The sequence below is a fragment of the Roseateles sp. genome (genome assembly GCF_049240545.1).
Lineage (GTDB): Bacteria > Pseudomonadota > Gammaproteobacteria > Burkholderiales > Burkholderiaceae_C > Paucibacter_A.
Map to the genome: position 1 here is coordinate 1 of NZ_JBMLSK010000270.1, position 18851 is coordinate 18851.

An 18851-nucleotide genomic window follows, 5' to 3' on the forward strand; every position below is an offset into this window, starting at 1 on the left:
ACTTATACAAATTTCTCCTGCTCGGCCGCCCTTTAAATCCCTGTTTCAAGAACCCAGGTAACTCACGAAGATCCAAAGTAGCACCGACAGCAGGTGCGCCATTGGCAAAATCATACTCAGCAACCGCCGACTCTTGCAAACGAGAAAAATAGATTATCGACTCGTAGAACTCTATTTTATTCGGATTAACAGCAATAACCAAATGCCGCGTATCAAAATAATTAACACAATACTCCCTCATGAACTTCATCAGCGGAAAAAATATCGCCCCCCCAGTTTTCCTGAAGTCAGGATGAACCGCTAAAGCAGATATCTCGGCAACCCGACCACCTTTCGCACGGACTTTGGCCAAGTCAAAAACGGACTGCAAAGGAAACCCAAAAACGCCTTCGCGGATCATGGAAATCGTGCCGACTATTTTTCCATCGTATTTAGCACAAAGAGTGGTTGTCGTCGGCAATGCATGATATTTCGTAATTCTCATCCCCGAAGGATGAGGCTCCATGAAACCACTTGATACATATGCATCATGCAAAATGCTGAAGCAGGCAACCAACTCCTCTTTTGTTTCTGCTATCTTCAACTCCAGCCTAGAGTCCGGCTCCGTATCAAATTCGATCATTCGCCGATACAAGGGAAAACGAATATCGACTGGCAACTTGGCAAACAACGCCCTCGCGTACTGATGAATAGTTTTCTTTAAGCTACTTCTCTTGATTTCACTCATCGCTTTCGCCTTTCAACCACTCACGTTACCCGATAGACCGCCCGAATCCGCCTGAATAACTAGAAGCCAAACGGCCTTCAGTTCTTATCTATTCCAAGTCGCTCGATCAAGTCGTACAGAGTTGGCCTACTAACCCCCAATACCTCTGCAGCCTTAGCGACGCTTCCGTCAACTCTTGCTAGGGCAGCAATGACTACCCTACGTTCGGCATTCTCTCTCGCTACTTTCAAATCAAGAACTTCCGTTTGAGAATCTTCGTCTTGGAAATCCAGTCCAGCGCCTAAATCCGCACTCGTTATTCGATCAAAGTCTGCCATGATTGTGGCTCGCTTAATGATATTTTGGAGTTCGCGCACATTGCCTGGCCAAGAGTGACTCTCCAAAAACTTGATTGCATCTCCCGAGAATCTCAATGGACTTCTGCGCTGCTCTTCAGCAAAACGCCGGACAAAATCATGTGCGAGCAAGACAGCATCGCCAATTCGATTTCGGAGTGGCGGAATATCGACAACAATTTCCGCCAGGCGATAGAAAAGATCCTCTCTAAAGCCACCCTCTTTAATCTGCTGCTTCAAATCCTGATGCGTCGCGCCGACGATTCGAACATCAATTGGAATTTCTTGCCGCCCTCCAAGCCTTTCGATACTTCTCTCCTGTAAGAATCGTAGCAACTTAGCCTGCAGACTCATGGGCAAATCGCCAATTTCGTCGAGCATGAGAGTCCCACCATTTGCGCTTTCTATCTTTCCTGGCGTAGTACGACTGGCGCCCGTGAAAGCTCCTTTTTCATAGCCAAACAGCTCGCTTTCAAGCAGGTTCTCAGGGATTGCAGCGCAGTTGATTGCTACAAATCTTCCTTTGCGTTTTGAGGCTTCATGCAATCCTTGAGCCAGTACCTCTTTGCCAGTTCCGCTTTCTCCAAGCAGCAAGACGGTCGCATTGCTCGATGCCACTTTTTCAATCGTGCGGCAGATCTTCAACATCGCCGGATCACGACTGATCAGTCCACCAAAGGCATTGCTCCGATTCAAATTCAGTAATCTTCTATTCTCTTTCTGAAGCTCATAGAGCCGATAGGCCCTTTCCACCGTCAATCTCAGCACATCTGGGTCAACAGGTTTAGCCAGAAAATCATACGCACCCATCCGAATGGCCCGAAGTGCATTTTCTTGATCGTTCTGACCCGTCAAAACAATGACTTTGACGCCCGCATCTAATTCAAGTAGTTTCTCTAGGCATCGAAAACCTTCCACAACACCATCTTGGTCCGGAGGGAGCCCCAAATCCATCGTCACAACGGCTGGACTGCTTCGCCGAAATTGGAGAGTAGCACTCGCAACATCCGTTGCCAGAACAGACTCAAAGCTATCCAAAGACCACTTCAACTGTTTCTGCAATGCAAGATCGTCTTCGATGATCAACAAGGGTTGAAGTTTTTGCAGTGTTTGAGCTACTTCGCTTGCTTCAGTACTATTTCCACTCATTTTTTGCAAACACCAATAATTTCAACGGCCATTAACATGAAAAATAGGTAGAAGAATGGTTACCTTGGTTCCATAGCCAATCTTGCTCTTAACGTCAATCTTGCCACCCAACTCTTGCAAATACTGATAGCTTTCGTAAGCGCCAATCCCCATTCCGGACTCTTTTGTCGATTGGAAAGGCTTGAAAAGTCGCTGCTGAATAAACTCTTCCGTCATTCCGCACCCCTGGTCAATGACGGTCACTTGAGCGTAGCTACCAACCTGCGCCAAGTGAAGACTGACCAAGCTATCGTTTTCAGAAGCATCAAATGCATTCTGAACAACATGCCCGATGACCCTTTCTACACGCTCCTCATGGCCCCGTGTACTGACCTGACTCGATACCGTCAGTTCAAGCAGCCGCCCTTTGCTCTTGGCCGCTTTTTCCAAGCGTTTGGCGATGGTTGACAGATCAACGCCACTGCTTACGCCATGCGGCTTCTCACCTTCTCGCAGCTGCAACATCAGCTGCCGCATCTTCTCCAGCGAGTTCTCAACAGTATCGAGCATATCCTGCTGAAATTCAGGGTTATCTTTCAGGCGCTTCGCATTCTTCATCATCAAGGAGAGTTGCGTCACGATGTTTTTCAGATCGTGCACAACAAAGGCCGACATGCGATTGAATGCGTCAAACTTTCTTGCTTCAAGCAAGGCTTCCGTCGCCTGCATTTGAGCCAAGTAGCTGGATGCCTGAGTACTGGCTGTCTTGAGCAAGTCGCGGACTTCCCAGTCAAGTTCTATTTCCGCGCGAGGACGCCCCAGCAGCACGAAGCCAAGCAGTTTTTCCCCCGTCAATAAGGGAACCAACCAGCAAAAGCGCTGCCCCTCCAGCATCCAGCCTGGCGCGCTCAGACCGGCATACTCGGGTGCACCTTGGCGCAGCCTCTCTAACTCGATGATCCAAGCACGCGCGGATACGAAACTGAAGAACTCAGATTCGGCGGGCTCGGGCGAATCCACCGCGGGGGAATTCCATCTGGCAAATTGGGAAAAATCCCCACCGTCAACACGCCGCATCCACAGAGCCCCAGAAGGGCTTTCGACAAGATTGGCCAAAGCGCGGATCACGGTCTCACCCATCAACTGGGGGGAGGTGCTAGACGACAGGGTCGCGGTGAAGCGCAGCCATTCCTCCCGATAGTCGTAGCGATAACTGAAAAAGTTTTTTCCGATGTAGACCTTCAACTGAGATCGCAGAGAACCTGAAAAGGCCAGAAAGGCCAAGGCAATCAATGCAATAAAGACGAGCGCCAATTGGAGGGCACGCCCCCACTGCCCCCCCGTATAGCGAACGTAGTATCCAATCGCTGATATGAGCAGCAAGTACAAGCCGACCAGCAGCAAGGTTGCCGAATGAAAGACTGCCGCCCGGGAGACATGCAGTTTCTGCAGCCAGTCTGAGCGCCGTCGGGCCGCCAGATAAAGGAGCGGCAAAGCAGCGCAATGTGCAAACGCGCGAACACTCAAAGCGTCGCCATCAAACTCACGGAACAAGGCGGCCTGCGAATAAACAAACAGGTCGAAGGCGAAAACCGCACCTAAACCAAGACACACAGGCTTGGCGTTCCAACGGGAATCGCCAGAGGAGTTTCGGAGCAATTGCTCAACGAGTATCAAGCCCACCACCGCCAGACCCAAAGCGGTGAATGATGAAGGGCGAAGCAAATCAACGGGCACGTCGACCCTGGACTCCCTCAAGATCAGCATGAGGAGGGAACTGCCCAGCGACGCATAAGCTAAATCTGCGAAGCGTGGCTGACTGGATGCCGGCAAGAGGCCAGACTCAGCCTTGGGCCGCAGCAAAAGCAAGATGAATCCGAACCAGAGCGCATAGCGCAGGAGGTCGGCGGCTGGCGTGAGCCAAGAGAACGTCGTCGTCGGCAGGATCCGTAATCCTGATGCGACTCCCAGACCAGCCCAAACAGCACTGCAGACTAAGGCCGCAGCAAAGACAAAGGACAAGCGGTTGGATGGCGAAGACTTCGCCCACCAAACGCTGTAACTGAAGTAAAGGGCGAATACCGCATACAAGCAGAGCGCAAGGGCATCACCAACTAAAGCTAAGTTCAAGACTCCAAATTCCATGGCGTATTGAACCATGCTGAGCATGGGTCAGGAATCGGCATATGCGCCGACTCCTCAGCTCACTTCAGCGGGCGCCCTTGCCTGTCAAAACAACTGCCACGGTCTCAAGCATGATCAAGAGATCAAGGAACAGGGAGTTGTTCTTGACGTAGTACAGATCGTACTGGAGCTTCTCGACTGAGTCTTCGACCGTAGAGCCGTACTCATAGCGCACCTGCGCCCATCCGGTAACGCCTGGCTTGACGCTATGGCGAACAGCAAAATAGGGAATCTTGCTGACCAACTCATCGACAAAGAACTGACGCTCAGGCCGCGGCCCCACCAGACTCATTTCACCACGCAAGACGTTCAACAACTGAGGGAGTTCGTCGATCCGAACCTTGCGAATGAAGCGCCCGACTCGAGTCACTCGATCGTCGTTCACGGTGGCCCAACGTGGCTTTCCATCCTTCTCAGCGTCGGTCCGCATGCTGCGGAACTTGATCACTTTGAAGACCGAGCCGTTCAAGCCCACTCGCTCCTGGCGGTAAAAAATCGGGCCAGGCGACTCCAGCTTGATCATCAACGCCGCCACCAGCATGATGGGCAAAGTGGCAATGAAAATCGCAGCAGAGAAAACAATGTCAAACAATCTCTTGAATGCTGTTCGCACCACACCCTGGTTGAATCCATCGCCGAAGACGAGCCATCCCGCGTTGACATGGCTGATCTTGATTTGAGCCAGGGTCTTCTCGAAATGAGTCGCGATATCGACGACGCGAATGCCGTAAAGCTTGCAGTCCAGCAGTTGGCGTAAAGGCATGCTGCCGCCGCGACGCTCCGAAAGAGCCACCACGATTTCGTCCACGCCCAGGCTCTTGGCCGTTTCGGTGAGGGAACCCTTTGAAGCAATGATTTCCGCTTGCGGCACTTCCTGCTGATCTTCATTAGGACCGGGAAGATAGCCAACAATCAACGCATGGGGATCTGCGGCACGCAAAGTCTCGCCAACTGTTTTGGCCACAGGCCCTGAGCCGAAGATCAAGATGCGAGTGCGAAGACGGGACTGGGCGCCAGAGTGCGCCGCATAGACACGATGCACCATGACAGCGGCCACTGCAGCCATGGCCACGAACGTGATCAGTTCCCTGTGGCTGGTGTCAACGGGGAGCAAGCTGAAAATCGCATAGGCCAGGGGCAAGCCAAACAAGAGGCCGAGCAAAGCGCGCGCGCAGGATTCGGTGATGGAGCGGTTGTGCACATGCTGATAAAGCCCGCTGGCAGAGTTGATCACGAACATGCAACCAGCCAAAGACAAGCCATGGGAAGCAACAAAGGGGATCACCGACGACACAGGCTCCCCTTGACTCAATACCACGGCGACCACGGCGAACAGAATGAGCCCCAAGTCAAACAAGACATGGAGCAAGGTCTGCTTATGCAAATAGTGGCTGAAAATTCGAACCATTTTTATCCCCGATCACTAAGACTTACTGCACGGTGCGCCTGAAGATCGAATTCCCAACAAGGAACTGGATTGAAAGCAATTGCTTGCCCTCCTTAATCCACTCAACACCCTCTCTTGATCGCGCCCCGATGATGCCTGCTGCAGCGGGGGTTGAAAGCCCCCCGTTTGAAGGGGGCAGATGGCTTGAGGAACCGTTGTTATTCACCTCTTCACACGCAAGCCCATGCGCTACTCTGAATCAGGCGTGAGTAGACACTATGACTCTAGAGGCTCAGCGAATTCGGTCGCGGCCAAACGTGTGTTTTCCACGGCACACACTACTGAATGAGGGGTGATTGGCGCCCAAGCGACGATTTACTGAGCTGCAAGCCAAAAGTCCGCTTTCGATCACACAAAAAAATAGCCCGCCGAAGCGGGCTATAACTCTAAGAGCTAGAGCGTCAGATCAGCGAACAACAGCGATCTGGGAGCGAGCGCCACCCTTGTAAGTGAACATGGTCAAAGCGCCATTCTTGATATCGCCCTTGTTGTCAAAGGTGATCGTGCCAGTCACGCCCTTGTAACCTTCGGTCTTGGCCAACACAGGCAGATACTTGGCCGGATCGGCAGAACCGGCCTTTTCCATGGCGGCCACCATCACGCGGACTGCGTCATAGACGTAAGGCGCATAGATCTGCACGTCGACCTTGAATTGCTCTTTGAACTTGGCCTTGAAAGCATCCGAGGTCACCTTGGACTCGCCCTCAACACCACCGGCTTCGGCGCAATACACCTGGTTGTCAGCCATGGTGCCAGCTGCCAACTTAGGCAACTCGCCAGTGCAGATGCCGTCACCGCCAACGAACTTGGCGTTGATGCCCAATTGCTTCATCTGACGAAGCATGGGGCCAGCCACCGCATCCATACCGCCAAAGAAGACCACATCAGGCTTCTTGGCCTTCAAGGAGGTCAGGATGGCTGTGAAATCCGTGGCTTTGTCACTGGTGAACTCACGACCCACAATCTTGCCGCCCGCGGCCTTGACACCCTTTTCGAACTCGTCAGCCACGCCTTGGCCATAAGCGGTGCGGTCATCAATCACAGCGATCGATTGCCCCTTCAGCTCCTTCACCGAGTACTTGCCCAGCGTGCCGCCCAGATGCACATCATCGGCCACCACTCGGAACGCGGTTTTGTAGCCGTTGCGAGTGAACTTCGGATTGGTCGCAGAAGGTGAAATCTGCGGAATGCCGGCGTCGCTATAGACCTTGGAGGCAGGAATGGTCGTACCCGAGTTCAGGTGACCAATCACGCCATTGACTTTGGAGTCAACCAGCTTTTGTGCAGCGGCAGTTCCTTGCTTCGGATCACCCGCATCATCTTCGGCCAGCAGTTCAAACTTGGCCTTCTTGCCACCGATCATCACGCCCTTGGCGTTCAGTTCGGCAATGGCCATACGGGCACCCAACTCATTGTCCTTGCCCAAGTGGGCAATGGCACCACTGGTCGGGCCGACGTGACCGATCTTGACAACCAAATCCTGGGACATGGCTGTACCGCTCATCAGCAGCGCCACAGCGCCGACCAAAACATTCAACTTAACTTGCATGAATTACCTCCGAGTTGGAAGAAGGAGAGCTTTTAGCTGTTGAAATCTCAACCCTCCCAACATAACTCAAAACATGCACCTCCCTATATGGGGAAAGCGTGGTAAACGCTTGAGATGTTGTGCGCGTTGTGGTTCGCCACCATCACTAGCCCTGGCGTGGCTCAAGAGGCGGGCATGGGCTTGCGGCCTGGAGCCCGTTCGCCACAAGCGCCTGCCGGACAGCTTCCTCAATACGAGACTGCAGCATCACCCGCAAGTCCACCATGGCTGCATCCACCAAGTTTGTGATCAGTTCCTGAACCGGGGGGCTGAAACCCGATGTGTCGAGAGGCGCGCTCAACGCTGCCTCCCCTACATGCAGCAGCTGCCCTGGGGGCGGGCAAGTGTCGAGGTCAGCAGGCGCATCAAGCGCCAGGTCGATCACGAGCTCGGGCAAGGCGCGAGCAGGACTCGCAGCAGTCGTGACCGCACTCGGTACCTCCAGTACTTCAGTCAATGTCGGCACGAGCCGATGCAGAGGCGCTCTCAATGGCTCACCTTGTGATGTTGAATCGGGTACCCGAGGGCCTCGTAATGCTTGTAACGTCGCCGCCCAGCTTGAACTTGTTCAGGTTCTTTGGACACAACCTCCAATACCCGCTGATACTGCTCAAAACCCTCTGGTAGGTCCAAGCCCAAATTGAGCAACACCTCCCGATGGGGAAGTGTTGCGATCGTTGAAGTCAGCAAAATTGGCGTGGCCTCCAGCAAGGCTTGATCGACCGGCCCTGGTGACAAGAGGAGATGAGGTATGAACTCGCAGACCTCAAACTCCCACAGCACCAAATCCAAACGCTGCAAGACCGATGCCGATCCGCAGACGCCGACACGCGCACCCGACAGCTGCGCTTTGCGTAGCAGTCGGCACACATACGCGAGCCGATCAGGCACGCCGGTATGGAAGGTCAGCTCGGTCATGCCCGAGCATTCCGCCACGAACCCATCACTTGGCTTGCGACAACACGAAATGTGTCAAAAGACCAACAGGGCGGCCGGTACCGCCTTTCGCAGCACCGCCCTTCCACGCGGTGCCAGCGATGTCCAAATGCCCCCAACGGAACTTGCCTGCAAAGCGCTGAAGGAACTTGGCCGCAGTGATGGAGCCCCCGGCTCTCGAACCCACGTTTGCAACGTCAGCAAAATTGGTCTTCAAGCCCTCGTCATACTCTTCGTCCAGCGGCATACGCCAGCAAGGATCGAGCGCCGCATCCCCAGCAGCCGACAAAGCAGCCGCCAATTCGTCATCGCTGGCATACATGCCGCTGCGCACCCCACCCAGAGCGATGACACATGCACCGGTCAAGGTGGCTACGTCCACCACCACAGCAGGCTTGAAGCGTTCCGCATAGGTCAATGCGTCACAAAGCACCAAGCGCCCTTCCGCATCTGTATTCAGAATCTCAATCGTTTGGCCCGACATCGAGGTCACCACATCGCCCGGCTTGAGCGCGCGGCCGCTGGGCATGTTTTCGCAGGCGGCGATCAAGACGACCAAATTCAACTTGGGCTTCAACTCAGCCACAGCGCGCAAAGTACCGATCACGCTAGCCGCCCCGCCCATGTCGAACTTCATCTCGTCCATCTCGGCGCCGGGCTTCAAGGAGATGCCGCCTGAATCGAAGGTAATGCCCTTACCCACGAGCACCACGGGCGCCTGGGTTTTGGGCGCACCGTCGTAACGAGCAACGATGAAGCGCAACGGCTCATCTGAGCCCTGCGCCACCGACAGGAAGGAGCCCATGCCGAGCTTTTCCACAGCCTTGCGATCCAGAATCTCAACCTTCAAGCCGTGACTGCTGCCCAAGGCCTTGACCTGCTCTCCCAAGTAAGTCGGGGTCGCGTAATTGCCTGGGCGGTTGGCACACTCACGGGCCAACTCAATGCCAGCGCCAATCGCTTGGCCACGCGTCAGGCCTGACTTGGCAGCCTTGGCCGCCCCTTCCTCGGACTTGTTCAGGACCAAGGTCAGCTTTTGCAGCTTGCCTTCCGCGGGAGCGCTTGGCTTGGTATGGCGATAAACGTAAGTCGCATCGCCAGCGGCCAGCACAAATTGCTCGGCCAAGCTGTCAGTCATGGCCTCAAAGCCGACAAATGCCGTTGCCGCATGAGCCGCACCCCGACCCTTCAACTGCGCCAGTGCAGCCTGAAACGCCGCACGGGCACTTTTCAGCGTCGCCTTGCCAGCGGCCGCCAGGACCAAGCGAGGCGCCTTGACACCTTCAGCTCGCTGCAAGCTCAAGACCTTGCCGGCCTTGAGTTCAAAGTCGCCCAGCTTGATCGCGTCCTTCACCAAAGCAGCGACTACGGGGTCGATGCCGGCAGGCAACTCTTCGCCTACGAGGACCAAAATCAGAGCATCAGCATTGATGCCGGCCAAAGCGTCGAAGGAGGCAATTTGTGTACGGAAGTCCATAATGTCGCCGAATAGATAAAGTGCCCGGATGTTATTCGATTCCTCCATACGTTCCGAACTGACCCGCAGCTTCGGGGTGACCTTGGTGGTCATCTTGACCATCGTGCTGACGATGATGTTGATCAACACCCTCGGCCAGGCCGCCGGGGGCAATGTCGCGCCCCAAGATGTGCTGCTGCTGATGGGCTACGCTTCGCTGGCTCAGTTGCCCACAATGCTCGCGCTGTCGCTGTTTATCAGCATCGTGGCCTCGTTGGGGCGGATGTACCGAGAGTCGGAAATGACCATTTGGTTCGCCAGCGGCATTGGGCTGCGGCGCTTCATCAAGCCGGTGATGCAACTGGCCTTGCCGGTGCTCCTGGCGGTGATCGTGTTGGAACTGCTGCTTTGGCCCTGGGGCAATCAAAACAGCACCCAGTTGCGAGAGCAGTATCAAAAAAGGGGGGACCTTTCTCGCGTGGCCCCCGGCCAGTTTCAATCTTCGCGTGACGGCAGCAGCGTCTTCTTCATCGATCGAGACAGCGCCGATGGACGTACCGGCCGCAATGTTTTCATCTTGACCCAACAAGGCAAGACCGAAGCCGTCACCACCGCGGCCAAGGGTCAGATCGAGCTGACAGAAACCGATCGTTTCTTGGTGCTGGACCAGGGTCAGCGCAATGAGAGCAATCTAGAAACGGGCGATAAAACTCTGGCTCGCTTCGAGCAATACAAGATCTTGGCCGACAGCCAGACAATTCGCAGCGCGGAGAAGCTCCCTCCCCCCGCCACCCCAACACTAGAGTTGCTTCGCAATCCCACCCCTCGCAACAATGGAGAACTGGCGTGGCGCTTCGGCATGATCGTCGCTTGCCTGAACATGGCCCTGCTGGGCCTGGGCATAGCCGCGACCAACCCGCGCCGCGCCAACAGCTGGAATCTGTTGTTTGCCCTGCTGGGTTTCGTGGTCTACTTCAACCTGCTCAGCTTGACTCAATCGTGGGTGGGCACAGGCAAGATGAGTCTGGGCTCCGCCATGATTCGGGTGCATGGCAGCGTTTTCGTTTTGGCCATCAGCCTGATTTGGCTACGCGAACAAGGCAACCGCCTGCAATTGCCCTGGCGTCGATCCAACACAAAGAGTGCTGATGCGGCAGGAGCGACTGTCGCATGAAGACCGTTCGACGTTTGCTTTATCGGGATATCCTGGGCTCCATCCTCTTTGTGTCGGCTGCCTTTCTGGCGCTGTTCTACTTCATCGATTTCGTCGAAGAACTGAATCGGATGAACCGGGTTGGTGCCGGTGCCGCCAAGGCGGCCTTGGTCGCCTTGCTCAAGCAACCCGGCCATTTGTACCAACTGCTGCCGATTGGAACCCTGATCGGCACCATCTTCTCGCTCGCTCGCATGGCACAGTCGAGTGAGTTCACCATCCTGCGTACCGGCGGGCTCGGGCCGCGCCGTGCTTTGGGTTTGCTGGCCAGCATGGCGGCGGTTTTGGCCTCACTCACGTTTGTAATTGGTGACTACGTCGCCCCGTATTTTGATGAGCAGACCGACGTGCTGCGCGCACGCTTTACCGGCGATGCCAATTCAGGCCGACGCGGCGCTTGGCTGAAGGATCATCAGTCGATCGATGGTCGAGACAGGAGTTTTTCTATCCATGTCAGCCAAGCGGATGCGCGAGGTAATTTGCTTGGCGTGCGCATCTTCGAGTTTGATGCCCAAGGAGGCCTTGTTTCGCGCATCCAAGCCAAGTCTGCGCGAGTCGATAGCAAAGGGCTTTGGCAGCTTGAGGATGTCAGTCAATCGGATTGGCAATACATGCCATCAAAGACCAGCGATGGCGTCGCCAAGGCCGCTGAAGCGACGACACCGGTGGTCAAGGACAGCAAGCTCGCCGGATTGAATTGGCAAAGCTCGCTCCACGCTGGCGTGATTGCCGCGGCAGTCCTGCCCGCTAACTCCATGTCCACGCTGGAGCTGTATCGCTATACCAAGCACCTATCGGCTCAGGAGCAATCGGCCCAAGCCCATAACATTCAGTTCTGGCGCAAAGCCTTTTACCCCTTCGCTTGCTTTGTGATGGTGGCCCTGGCCCTGCCCTTCGCCTATATGCACGGGCGCTCTGGAGGCATCAGCCTGAAAGTGTTTGGCGGCATCATGTTGGGTATCAGCTTTGTGCTTCTCAACAATGTGGCGGGTCATATCGGCATCTTGAACGACTGGACGCCTTGGATGGTTGCCGCCACGCCGAGTCTGGCTTATCTCGGTTTATCACTGGCCGCTTTTGCTTGGCTCGTGCGCTACCGCTAATCACCTTTTCACATTGAAGAAGCACATGGACGGAATGCTGTTGTTTGCACATGGCGCGCGAGACCCTGACTGGGCTCGTCCTTTCAAAGAGGTCGCGCGACGCATCAAGCAAAACCAAATCGACATGCCCTTGACCCTGGCATTCTTGGAGTTCATGCAGCCCGGGCTGGAGGAAGCCGCTCATGGCTTGGTGGCACAGGGGTGCAGTCGCATCCATGTGGTGCCGATGTTTCTAGGCACGGGGGGCCATGTGCGAAAAGACATTCCGCCCTTGATGGAACGCTTGAAAGCCCATTACGGCGAGCAGGTTGAGTGGCTGCTGCACCCTGCCATTGGCGACCAAGAAACCGTCGTCCAAGCCATGACAGAGGCCAGCTTGGCTTGGCTCAAGCCTGAATTGCCTGCTCATAAGCACCCAGAAAGAAGCTAGCGCATGAACTTGCATCAGTTCCGCTTCGTGCAGGAGGCTGCCCGGCGCAATCTCAATCTAACCGAGACGGCCAAGGCTCTCTTCACTTCGCAGCCCGGTGTTTCCAAAGCCATTTTGGAATTGGAAGAAGAACTGGGCATCGACATTTTTTCTCGACATGGCAAGCGTTTGCGGCGCATCACCGAGCCCGGCCAACAGGTGCTGGCTGCAATCGAAATCATCATGCGCGAGGTTGGCAACCTGAAGCGCATCGGTGAAGAGTACTCAAAGCAAGACAGCGGAACCTTGTCCATCGCCACCACCCACACCCAGGCCCGCTACGTGCTGCCTGGCCCGGTGGCACAGCTGCGCCGGCAACTGCCCATGGTGAGGGTCAGCCTGCACCAAGGCACGCCTGATCAGGTCGTGCGTATGCTGCTGGATGACAGCGCCGATATCGGTCTGGCGACCGAGTCCTTGGCGCAAATCGAGGAACTGGTCAGCCTGCCTTGCTACGAGTGGCAGCATGTCCTAGTCGTCCCGAGCGATCATCCGCTCGCCCAAGTGGAGCGGCCAAGTCTGGAACAGTTGGCCGCCGAGCCGCTGGTTTCCTACCACCCCAGTTTCACCGGTCGCACCCGCATCGACAAAGCCTTTGCCGCCCGTCATCTGCACCCCAATATCGTGCTCGAAGCCATCGACTCGGATGTCATCAAGACTTATGTCAGGCTGGGCATGGGGGTAGGCATCGTTGCCGAGATGGCAGTGCGCGAAGACCCTCCCGGCGGCGACTTGGTGTCGCGTCCGCTCGGTCACCTGTTTGGCCAAAACGTCACCCGCATTGCATTCAAACGCGGCGCCTACCTTCGCAACTATGTCTATAGCTTTGCGGAGCTTTTGTCTGAACGACTGAACCGACATTTGCTCGAACGAGCGATGAGCGGCGAAGCCAGCGACTACAGCCTTTGATTTGCCCCGACCTCATGTCTCATCCCCTGCCAGACTCCACAGCCAACGCAGCCTCGATTCCCGCAAGCCCCAAGTTGGTAAGCCGCCTGCCTCAGATTGGCTCAACCATCTTCAGCCAGATGTCCGCACTGGCGCAAGCCCATGGCGCGGTGAATCTAGGCCAAGGATTCCCAGATTTCGCCTGCGACCCAGCCTTGCCCGAGGCCGTCCACGCCGCCATGCTCGAACAGCACAACCAATACCCGCCAATGCCGGGTGTGCCCATGTTGCGAGCGGCAGTTGCCCACAAAATTCGCGCCCTGTATGGGCATTCGTTTGACAGCGAAAGCGAAATCACCATCACCGCAGGGGCGACCCAAGCCATCCTGACCGCATTGCTGGCTGTCGTACATCCAGGTGACGAGGTCGTCGTTCTCGAACCCTGTTACGACAGCTATCTGCCCAATATTGAATTGGCCGGTGGCGCGGCTGTTCGAGTGCCACTGACTCCCGGCGATTTCAGGCCTGACTTTGCACGCATTGCCGCCGCCATCACGCCGCGCACCCGGGCACTGATCATCAACACGCCACACAATCCCAGCGCCACGGTGTGGTCCGAAGCCGAAATGCTCGCGCTGAGTGACTTGCTGCGGGGAACAGACATCTTGCTGATCAGCGACGAGGTCTACGAACACATGGTGTTTGACGGCGCATCGCACCAAAGCGTTGCACGCTTTCCTGACCTGCTCAGCCGCAGCTTCATCGTCTCAAGCTTCGGCAAAACCTATCACGTCACCGGTTGGAAAATTGCTTATGTCGCAGCCCCAGCGGCGCTGATGCATGAGTTCCGGAAGGTTCATCAGTACAACGTCTTTTCGGTCAACACGCCGATGCAGTTTGGCCTGGCGCGTTACATGACAGACCCAGAGCCTTACTTGGCGCTGCCAAGCTTTTATCAGGCCAAACGTGACCGCTTTCGGGCTGGTTTGGCAAACAGCAGATTCAAGCTCTTGCCCAGTGAGGGCAGCTACTTTCAGTGCGTTGACTATGGTGACATCAGCCCGCTAAATGATCGTGAATTCTGCGAATGGCTGACGCGCGAATGCGGCGTCGCCGCTATTCCTATGTCCGCGTTCTACGCGCAGGGCTCTGCGCTGCCCATCATCCGATTTTGTTTCGCCAAGCGAGATCAGACCTTGGACTCAGCCATCAGCCGGCTAAGGAGCCTTTGATCCATCCAAGCCCTGATGCACTCAGAGCTTGGCCGGTGGTGTGTCATCAAGCACGATGTCCACATCCAAGGAGGACTTGGATGGGGTGGGCGAACCCACTTCAGAAGGCGCTGCCTGCCACACCATGGTGGCCATCATGCCGAATCCGGTCTGACTGCTAAGCTCAGACTCAAGCGGCAAGAAAAGATCGATCTCTTGCCCTCGCACCTCATGCTCGGAGCGATCCCTTGCCACGCTGTACAGCAAGAGCAGATCTCGCAAAGCCGGCAACTCCAGATTCGCAGCGCGCTCCGCCCGTCTTGACAGCAGCTTTTGCAACAGGCTCATGCTGGCGCCACTGTCGGACCAACGCCCTTGGACCTCGAGAAGAACCTCGGGGTAGGCCTCAAGGTCACGACCTTGGCTTAAATCTTGATCCCAACTGGGGGCCTGGGCATCGAAGCGCAGTGCATAACGCCCCGCCACATCGGCAAAAGCCAAGGCCTCACCGCGCTGCTGACAAATCTCCATCAACTTCAGATAGGGCAAGGCACTGTCGATGCCGTGACGGAGACGTTCCTGCAGCAAGTCAACAGCCGCATCATGCTGGCCAAGCACCACGAAGAAATCAACCTGTTGCTCAAGGTCAATCAAGGCTTCGGCACTGACCAGATCCTGGCCGCCCCCGCCCCTTGGATCCTGGTCTACTGCGGCAGTGACGCCGCTCGGCAATACCGAGTCGATGGATGGCCCATCCAAAAACTGCACGCTGACTGGCTCACTCTTTTCCTCATGCCTCTCGTGGCCAAAGAACGCCCCTAGATGCGTGCTCTGATCGGTCGAGACGAAATCCACCCCAGGCATTGCAAGCCCGAAATCAGTTGAAGCTCGATGGGCAGGCAAGGGATCGGGCTGAGCAAAGTCAAGACTGTGGTCGACCTCGCTCAGTTTGGCCAAAGAAATGGTGCGCTCATCGTCTCGCCCCTCGGCACCGACATCACTTCCTGAGCCGTTAGCGGATGCTGAAGCAGACTGCCGGAGTGTGGCGTGTTGCTCCGCTTGGAGCTTGTCTGCCACGACTGCAGTCGTCCCCACTCCGGAAGAACTGTTTGAACCGGCATTCTCAGGCGATGCGTCCGAAGCAGTCCACCATCTGCTGTCCTGCCCAAGCTTGTTCTTCCTGAGGGACTGCCAAAGACAGGCGCAGCCCCCAGCCAAACCAAGGCTCAGCAGGCTCAAAGCCAAAACCCATGGGCTCACCGAAGCAGATGCCTCTGAACCCAGGGAGTCATCCCTCACCAGCGCTTGCATTTCCTTCAGCTTTAGCTCGGACAAACGCTTGTCCTCGCGCAGTTTCCCAAGCCCCAACTCCAGGGCATTCAATCGTTGCAGCGCAGCTTGCGCTTCGGACAATTGAGCCGACGCTTGGGCCGAGGCAGCGGTCGCAGCCTCCAGCGATTCAAGACGAAGCTTGGGGCCGACGGAATCAACAGGCCCATCGGACCAGGCGGCCGGGCTTGGGCTGACCACCTTCACCGGACGGTCTGGCTTTACAGGCGCCAGAGTCTGCGGCAATGACTTGCTGTTCTGCTTGGCGGAGTCAGTTTGAGAAGCTTTCGCCGGTTTGGCGGGCTTCAAGTCCGCGGTCAAGCGCTGGGATGCGCCTGCATCCTTCACCCCAGCACCCAGCAAGTCTCTTGGCTGGGCACCCGAGGTCGCCAAGGCGGCCTTCATCACGGCTGAATAACGGGGCGGTGCCTCTGCCTGCTGAATCTCTTCGATATCGGAGCCCGCAGGATGCCCTTGCGAACTTGGCGGATCCAACAAAGCACTGTACTGACGTGTCAAACGCGTCGGACAACCCAGGCTCAAGCTCACGCTGATGATGGGCTCTTCAATCTTGACACTGCTGATCACCCGAAGCGCACGCACCGAGGCGTCGGTGGCACCTTGCAATTGCACTTGAATCGCAGATGCCGGGAGGCGAGCGACACCGGCCAAAACCTCGGCCTTGACACAATCCGCTGACAAAGATTCCCCGGCATTCAAACTGAGGGGGAATTCGAGATTCAGTGTCTGCCCCAAGGCGGAGCGCATTTGCGGACGCCCCAAACCCAGCGCTTGTGCTTGGTCGACCCAACCCAGCGCCAAGCTGCACAGAACAAAAGCCCCCACGCAAGTGGAGCGCATGACAAAAAGGGGCGCTTCAGTTTCTCGGTACATGCCGGGGCGAATGTTAATGAGATCACTCTAGCATGGCAGACTGCTCGGTAATCCCAGGGATAGTGCGGCGTTGTTAATGTGTCAGCAATAGCGCACGGACTAAGGATCTGAAGCACTGAAAGAGGCTTGCCAAGCCGAAGAACGGAGTCAGTCCCAACAAAAGCAGAAACGCGTGCTTGGCAAAGGCTCTAGCGACCGCAGCTCAGCAAACCGATGATGTGAGACCCCAAAGCCGAGGCATCAAGCATCGGCACCCGATCCGAAGACCCCACCGCCATCAAGCGGGGGCCGGATCTTCCTCGGGCCGGGAGCTTTGCCAAGCCACCGATGTTGTGGTCGGCCACGGCCCCAGATCCGACAAGCGTGAATTGACCACCACCGCCTCCTTGCAGGCCAACTCCAACAACTTAACCAAGGCCTGAATCTTTGGCAGTGAAGGCTCGGGCATAGCCGTGCGAAGGTAGACGTTGCCACGCATGGTCATCAGGACGAATGGCTGCCCCTCGGGCAGCAATTCCATGCTGGCTTGGGCCAACAAGGGGCTCAAAGCCCCCTCCACCCAAGCAGCCGTCAACTCCTTGTTGACACCCAAGGCACCGAAGCGCTGGCGAACCAACTTAGAACTGATGGCGCTGAACTTGGGAAACATCACCAACCAACGCATTTCTTCAGGCGTGTCGGTGTCGACCCGAGTCTTCAAGGTGTCGGTGTAGGCCTCAAACACCGAAGCCTCCAGCCTCTCCATCAACTGGCGGCACAAAACCAACAACTGCAGTTCGCTATTCAAGCGCAATTCGCAGCGCATCCGTAACTCGTATCCCTCGATGTACGCACGCTGCGAACGCCCCCACTCGATCCGCAAACTTCCAGGCAAGGCCTTGGGCTGCTCAATCAAGAAACCGTGACCATCACGAGCCATCCGGAACTGGCCCTGACGAGCCTCCGCCCAATCGTGAATGGGACGCCAGCGTGCGGCATTCGCCCGCGCAACAAACCAGTGTTTTACTTGCTTAAAAAACATGAGCTAGGACAATGCGCTGAGCCAAGGCGGAATGACCGCAAGCCCTTGATCGAGGGGAAACAAATGATTGAAGTGTATTCATGGCCCACACCGAATGGGCACAAGGTTCACATCATGTTGGAAGAATGCGGTCTGCCGTATCGGGTGATCCCCGTGGACATCGGCAATGGTGGGCAGTTCGAGTCGCATTTTTTAAGCCTCAGCCCGAATAACAAAATCCCAGCCATCATCGACCCTGAAGGGCCGGATGGCCAAGCGATCACGCTGTTTGAGTCGGGCGCCATTTTGCTTTACCTGGCTGGAAAGACAGGCAAGTTCCTGGCCACGGACACGAAGGGGAAATACGAAGTCTTGCAATGGCTGATGTTCCAGGTGGGCGGTGTCGGGCCCATGCTGGGGCAGGCCCATCACTTCCGAATCTACGCACCAGAGAAAGTTCCCTACGCGATTGAACGCTACAGCAGTGAAGCACAGCGTCTTTACAGGGTAATGAATAAACGCTTGGCCGGCTCTACTTACTTTGGCGGACTCCACTACAGCGTCGCCGATATGGCCATCTTCCCGTGGCTGCGCTCATGGAAGAACCAAGGCATTGAGTTGCGCGAGTATCCACATCTCAAGGGCTGGTTTGATGAGATCAATGCACGCCCGGCGGTGCAGCGCGGCCTCGAGGTCTTGTCCGCACAGCACAAGCCATTAACCAACGAGCGCGCACGAGAAAACTTGTTTGGCGAAAGCCAGTACAAGAGGCATTGAGCAAGGGCGGGACCAACAAATGCAAGCAGCGCTTGCAATCCAGCCGGGGGCGCCGACGGCATTCATCAAGTCGCCGCGCAAGCTCTAAGGCTTGCATGCCCAAACCCAGTTGAGCTGGCCCGACCAGCAAGAATCGAACTTGCAACCGCCCGCTTAGAAGGCGGGT

Annotated in this window: 15 protein-coding genes; 6 read left to right on the forward strand and 9 right to left on the reverse strand. The window is 56.1% G+C overall.

Translation table 11 applies throughout. The features are described from left to right. The 7 genes from ACOVRJ_RS17410 to ACOVRJ_RS17440 all read right to left on the reverse strand — a co-directional run. Nucleotides 1-727, reverse strand: a 727-nt coding sequence (locus tag ACOVRJ_RS17410; RefSeq protein ID WP_422045099.1) for a GNAT family N-acetyltransferase, incomplete at its 3' end; no start/stop codon positions are given. Nucleotides 728-804: 77 nt separating this feature from the next. Further along, a complete protein-coding gene (gene prsR, locus ACOVRJ_RS17415; protein ID WP_422045112.1) occupies nucleotides 805-2211 on the reverse strand; it encodes a PEP-CTERM-box response regulator transcription factor in 1407 nt (468 codons plus the stop codon). A gap of 21 nt (nucleotides 2212-2232) precedes the next feature. After that, nucleotides 2233-4350, reverse strand: coding sequence for an XrtA/PEP-CTERM system histidine kinase PrsK (gene prsK / locus ACOVRJ_RS17420; RefSeq protein ID WP_422045100.1), 2118 nt, complete (start codon nucleotides 4348-4350; stop codon nucleotides 2233-2235). Nucleotides 4351-4399: 49 nt separating this feature from the next. Next, nucleotides 4400-5782 carry a TIGR03013 family XrtA/PEP-CTERM system glycosyltransferase gene (locus ACOVRJ_RS17425; protein ID WP_422045101.1) on the reverse strand — a complete coding sequence of 461 codons (1383 nt, stop codon included), beginning with the start codon at nucleotides 5780-5782 and terminating at the stop codon, nucleotides 4400-4402. 445 nt (nucleotides 5783-6227) lie between these two features. Beyond that, a complete protein-coding gene (locus ACOVRJ_RS17430) occupies nucleotides 6228-7370 on the reverse strand; it encodes a branched-chain amino acid ABC transporter substrate-binding protein (protein ID WP_422045102.1) in 1143 nt (380 codons plus the stop codon). A gap of 525 nt (nucleotides 7371-7895) precedes the next feature. Further along, nucleotides 7896-8327 (reverse strand): DNA polymerase III subunit chi, encoded by a 432-nt coding sequence (locus tag ACOVRJ_RS17435; RefSeq protein ID WP_422045103.1) that lies wholly within the window; start codon nucleotides 8325-8327, stop codon nucleotides 7896-7898. Nucleotides 8328-8352: 25 nt separating this feature from the next. Then, complete coding sequence (locus tag ACOVRJ_RS17440) at nucleotides 8353-9822, reverse strand: leucyl aminopeptidase (RefSeq protein WP_422045104.1); 1470 nt, start codon at nucleotides 9820-9822, stop codon at nucleotides 8353-8355. 28 nt (nucleotides 9823-9850) lie between these two features. Here ACOVRJ_RS17440 and lptF point away from each other — a divergent pair, with 28 nt between their 5' ends. From lptF to ACOVRJ_RS17465, 5 genes are read left to right on the forward strand one after another with little or no spacing between them, the layout of a single operon-like run. Further along, nucleotides 9851-10975 carry an LPS export ABC transporter permease LptF gene (lptF, locus tag ACOVRJ_RS17445; RefSeq protein WP_422045105.1) on the forward strand — a complete coding sequence of 375 codons (1125 nt, stop codon included), beginning with the start codon at nucleotides 9851-9853 and terminating at the stop codon, nucleotides 10973-10975. Continuing rightward, a complete protein-coding gene (gene lptG, locus ACOVRJ_RS17450) occupies nucleotides 10972-12117 on the forward strand; it encodes an LPS export ABC transporter permease LptG (RefSeq protein ID WP_422045106.1) in 1146 nt (381 codons plus the stop codon). Before lptF ends, lptG begins: the two co-directional genes overlap by 4 nt. A gap of 25 nt (nucleotides 12118-12142) precedes the next feature. After that, nucleotides 12143-12547, forward strand: a complete 405-nt coding sequence (locus ACOVRJ_RS17455; RefSeq protein WP_422045107.1) for a sirohydrochlorin chelatase — start codon at nucleotides 12143-12145, stop codon at nucleotides 12545-12547. Nucleotides 12548-12550: 3 nt separating this feature from the next. Next, complete coding sequence (locus ACOVRJ_RS17460) at nucleotides 12551-13495, forward strand: CysB family HTH-type transcriptional regulator (protein ID WP_422045108.1); 945 nt, start codon at nucleotides 12551-12553, stop codon at nucleotides 13493-13495. 14 nt (nucleotides 13496-13509) lie between these two features. Then, a complete protein-coding gene (locus ACOVRJ_RS17465; RefSeq protein WP_422045109.1) occupies nucleotides 13510-14706 on the forward strand; it encodes a pyridoxal phosphate-dependent aminotransferase in 1197 nt (398 codons plus the stop codon). 21 nt (nucleotides 14707-14727) lie between these two features. Here ACOVRJ_RS17465 and ACOVRJ_RS17470 read toward each other — a convergent pair whose 3' ends face one another. Further along, nucleotides 14728-16908 (reverse strand): type IV pilus assembly protein FimV, encoded by a 2181-nt coding sequence (locus ACOVRJ_RS17470; RefSeq protein WP_422045110.1) that lies wholly within the window; start codon nucleotides 16906-16908, stop codon nucleotides 14728-14730. 277 nt (nucleotides 16909-17185) lie between these two features. Continuing rightward, on the reverse strand, nucleotides 17186-17827 hold the full coding sequence (locus ACOVRJ_RS17475; protein ID WP_422045111.1) for a hypothetical protein: 642 nt from the start codon (nucleotides 17825-17827) through the stop codon (nucleotides 17186-17188). Between the two features lie 165 nt (nucleotides 17828-17992). On the opposite strand from ACOVRJ_RS17475, the gene ACOVRJ_RS17480 reads away from it, so the two are divergent. Next, the gene (locus tag ACOVRJ_RS17480) at nucleotides 17993-18685 is read left to right on the forward strand and encodes a glutathione binding-like protein (protein WP_422045113.1); all 693 of its coding nucleotides are present in this window, start codon (nucleotides 17993-17995) and stop codon (nucleotides 18683-18685) included. Nucleotides 18686-18851: the final 166 nt, after the last annotated feature.

What these genes read in the sequence shown, in the direction of transcription:
- ACOVRJ_RS17470 (WP_422045110.1), bottom strand. Translation starts at nt 16,908, where the DNA reads ATGTACCGAGAAACTGAAGCGCCCCTTTTTGTCATGCGCTCCACTTGC.
- ACOVRJ_RS17475 (WP_422045111.1), bottom strand. Translation starts at nt 17,827, where the DNA reads ATGGCTCGTGATGGTCACGGTTTCTTGATTGAGCAGCCCAAGGCCTTG.
- ACOVRJ_RS17440 (WP_422045104.1), bottom strand. Translation starts at nt 9,822, where the DNA reads ATGGACTTCCGTACACAAATTGCCTCCTTCGACGCTTTGGCCGGCATC.
- prsK (WP_422045100.1), bottom strand. Translation starts at nt 4,350, where the DNA reads ATGGTTCAATACGCCATGGAATTTGGAGTCTTGAACTTAGCTTTAGTT.
- ACOVRJ_RS17435 (WP_422045103.1), bottom strand. Translation starts at nt 8,327, where the DNA reads ATGACCGAGCTGACCTTCCATACCGGCGTGCCTGATCGGCTCGCGTAT.
- ACOVRJ_RS17455 (WP_422045107.1), top strand. Translation starts at nt 12,143, where the DNA reads ATGGACGGAATGCTGTTGTTTGCACATGGCGCGCGAGACCCTGACTGG.
- ACOVRJ_RS17465 (WP_422045109.1), top strand. Translation starts at nt 13,510, where the DNA reads ATGTCTCATCCCCTGCCAGACTCCACAGCCAACGCAGCCTCGATTCCC.
- ACOVRJ_RS17480 (WP_422045113.1), top strand. Translation starts at nt 17,993, where the DNA reads ATGATTGAAGTGTATTCATGGCCCACACCGAATGGGCACAAGGTTCAC.
- prsR (WP_422045112.1), bottom strand. Translation starts at nt 2,211, where the DNA reads ATGAGTGGAAATAGTACTGAAGCAAGCGAAGTAGCTCAAACACTGCAA.
- lptG (WP_422045106.1), top strand. Translation starts at nt 10,972, where the DNA reads ATGAAGACCGTTCGACGTTTGCTTTATCGGGATATCCTGGGCTCCATC.
- lptF (WP_422045105.1), top strand. Translation starts at nt 9,851, where the DNA reads ATGTTATTCGATTCCTCCATACGTTCCGAACTGACCCGCAGCTTCGGG.
- ACOVRJ_RS17430 (WP_422045102.1), bottom strand. Translation starts at nt 7,370, where the DNA reads ATGCAAGTTAAGTTGAATGTTTTGGTCGGCGCTGTGGCGCTGCTGATG.
- ACOVRJ_RS17460 (WP_422045108.1), top strand. Translation starts at nt 12,551, where the DNA reads ATGAACTTGCATCAGTTCCGCTTCGTGCAGGAGGCTGCCCGGCGCAAT.
- ACOVRJ_RS17425 (WP_422045101.1), bottom strand. Translation starts at nt 5,782, where the DNA reads ATGGTTCGAATTTTCAGCCACTATTTGCATAAGCAGACCTTGCTCCAT.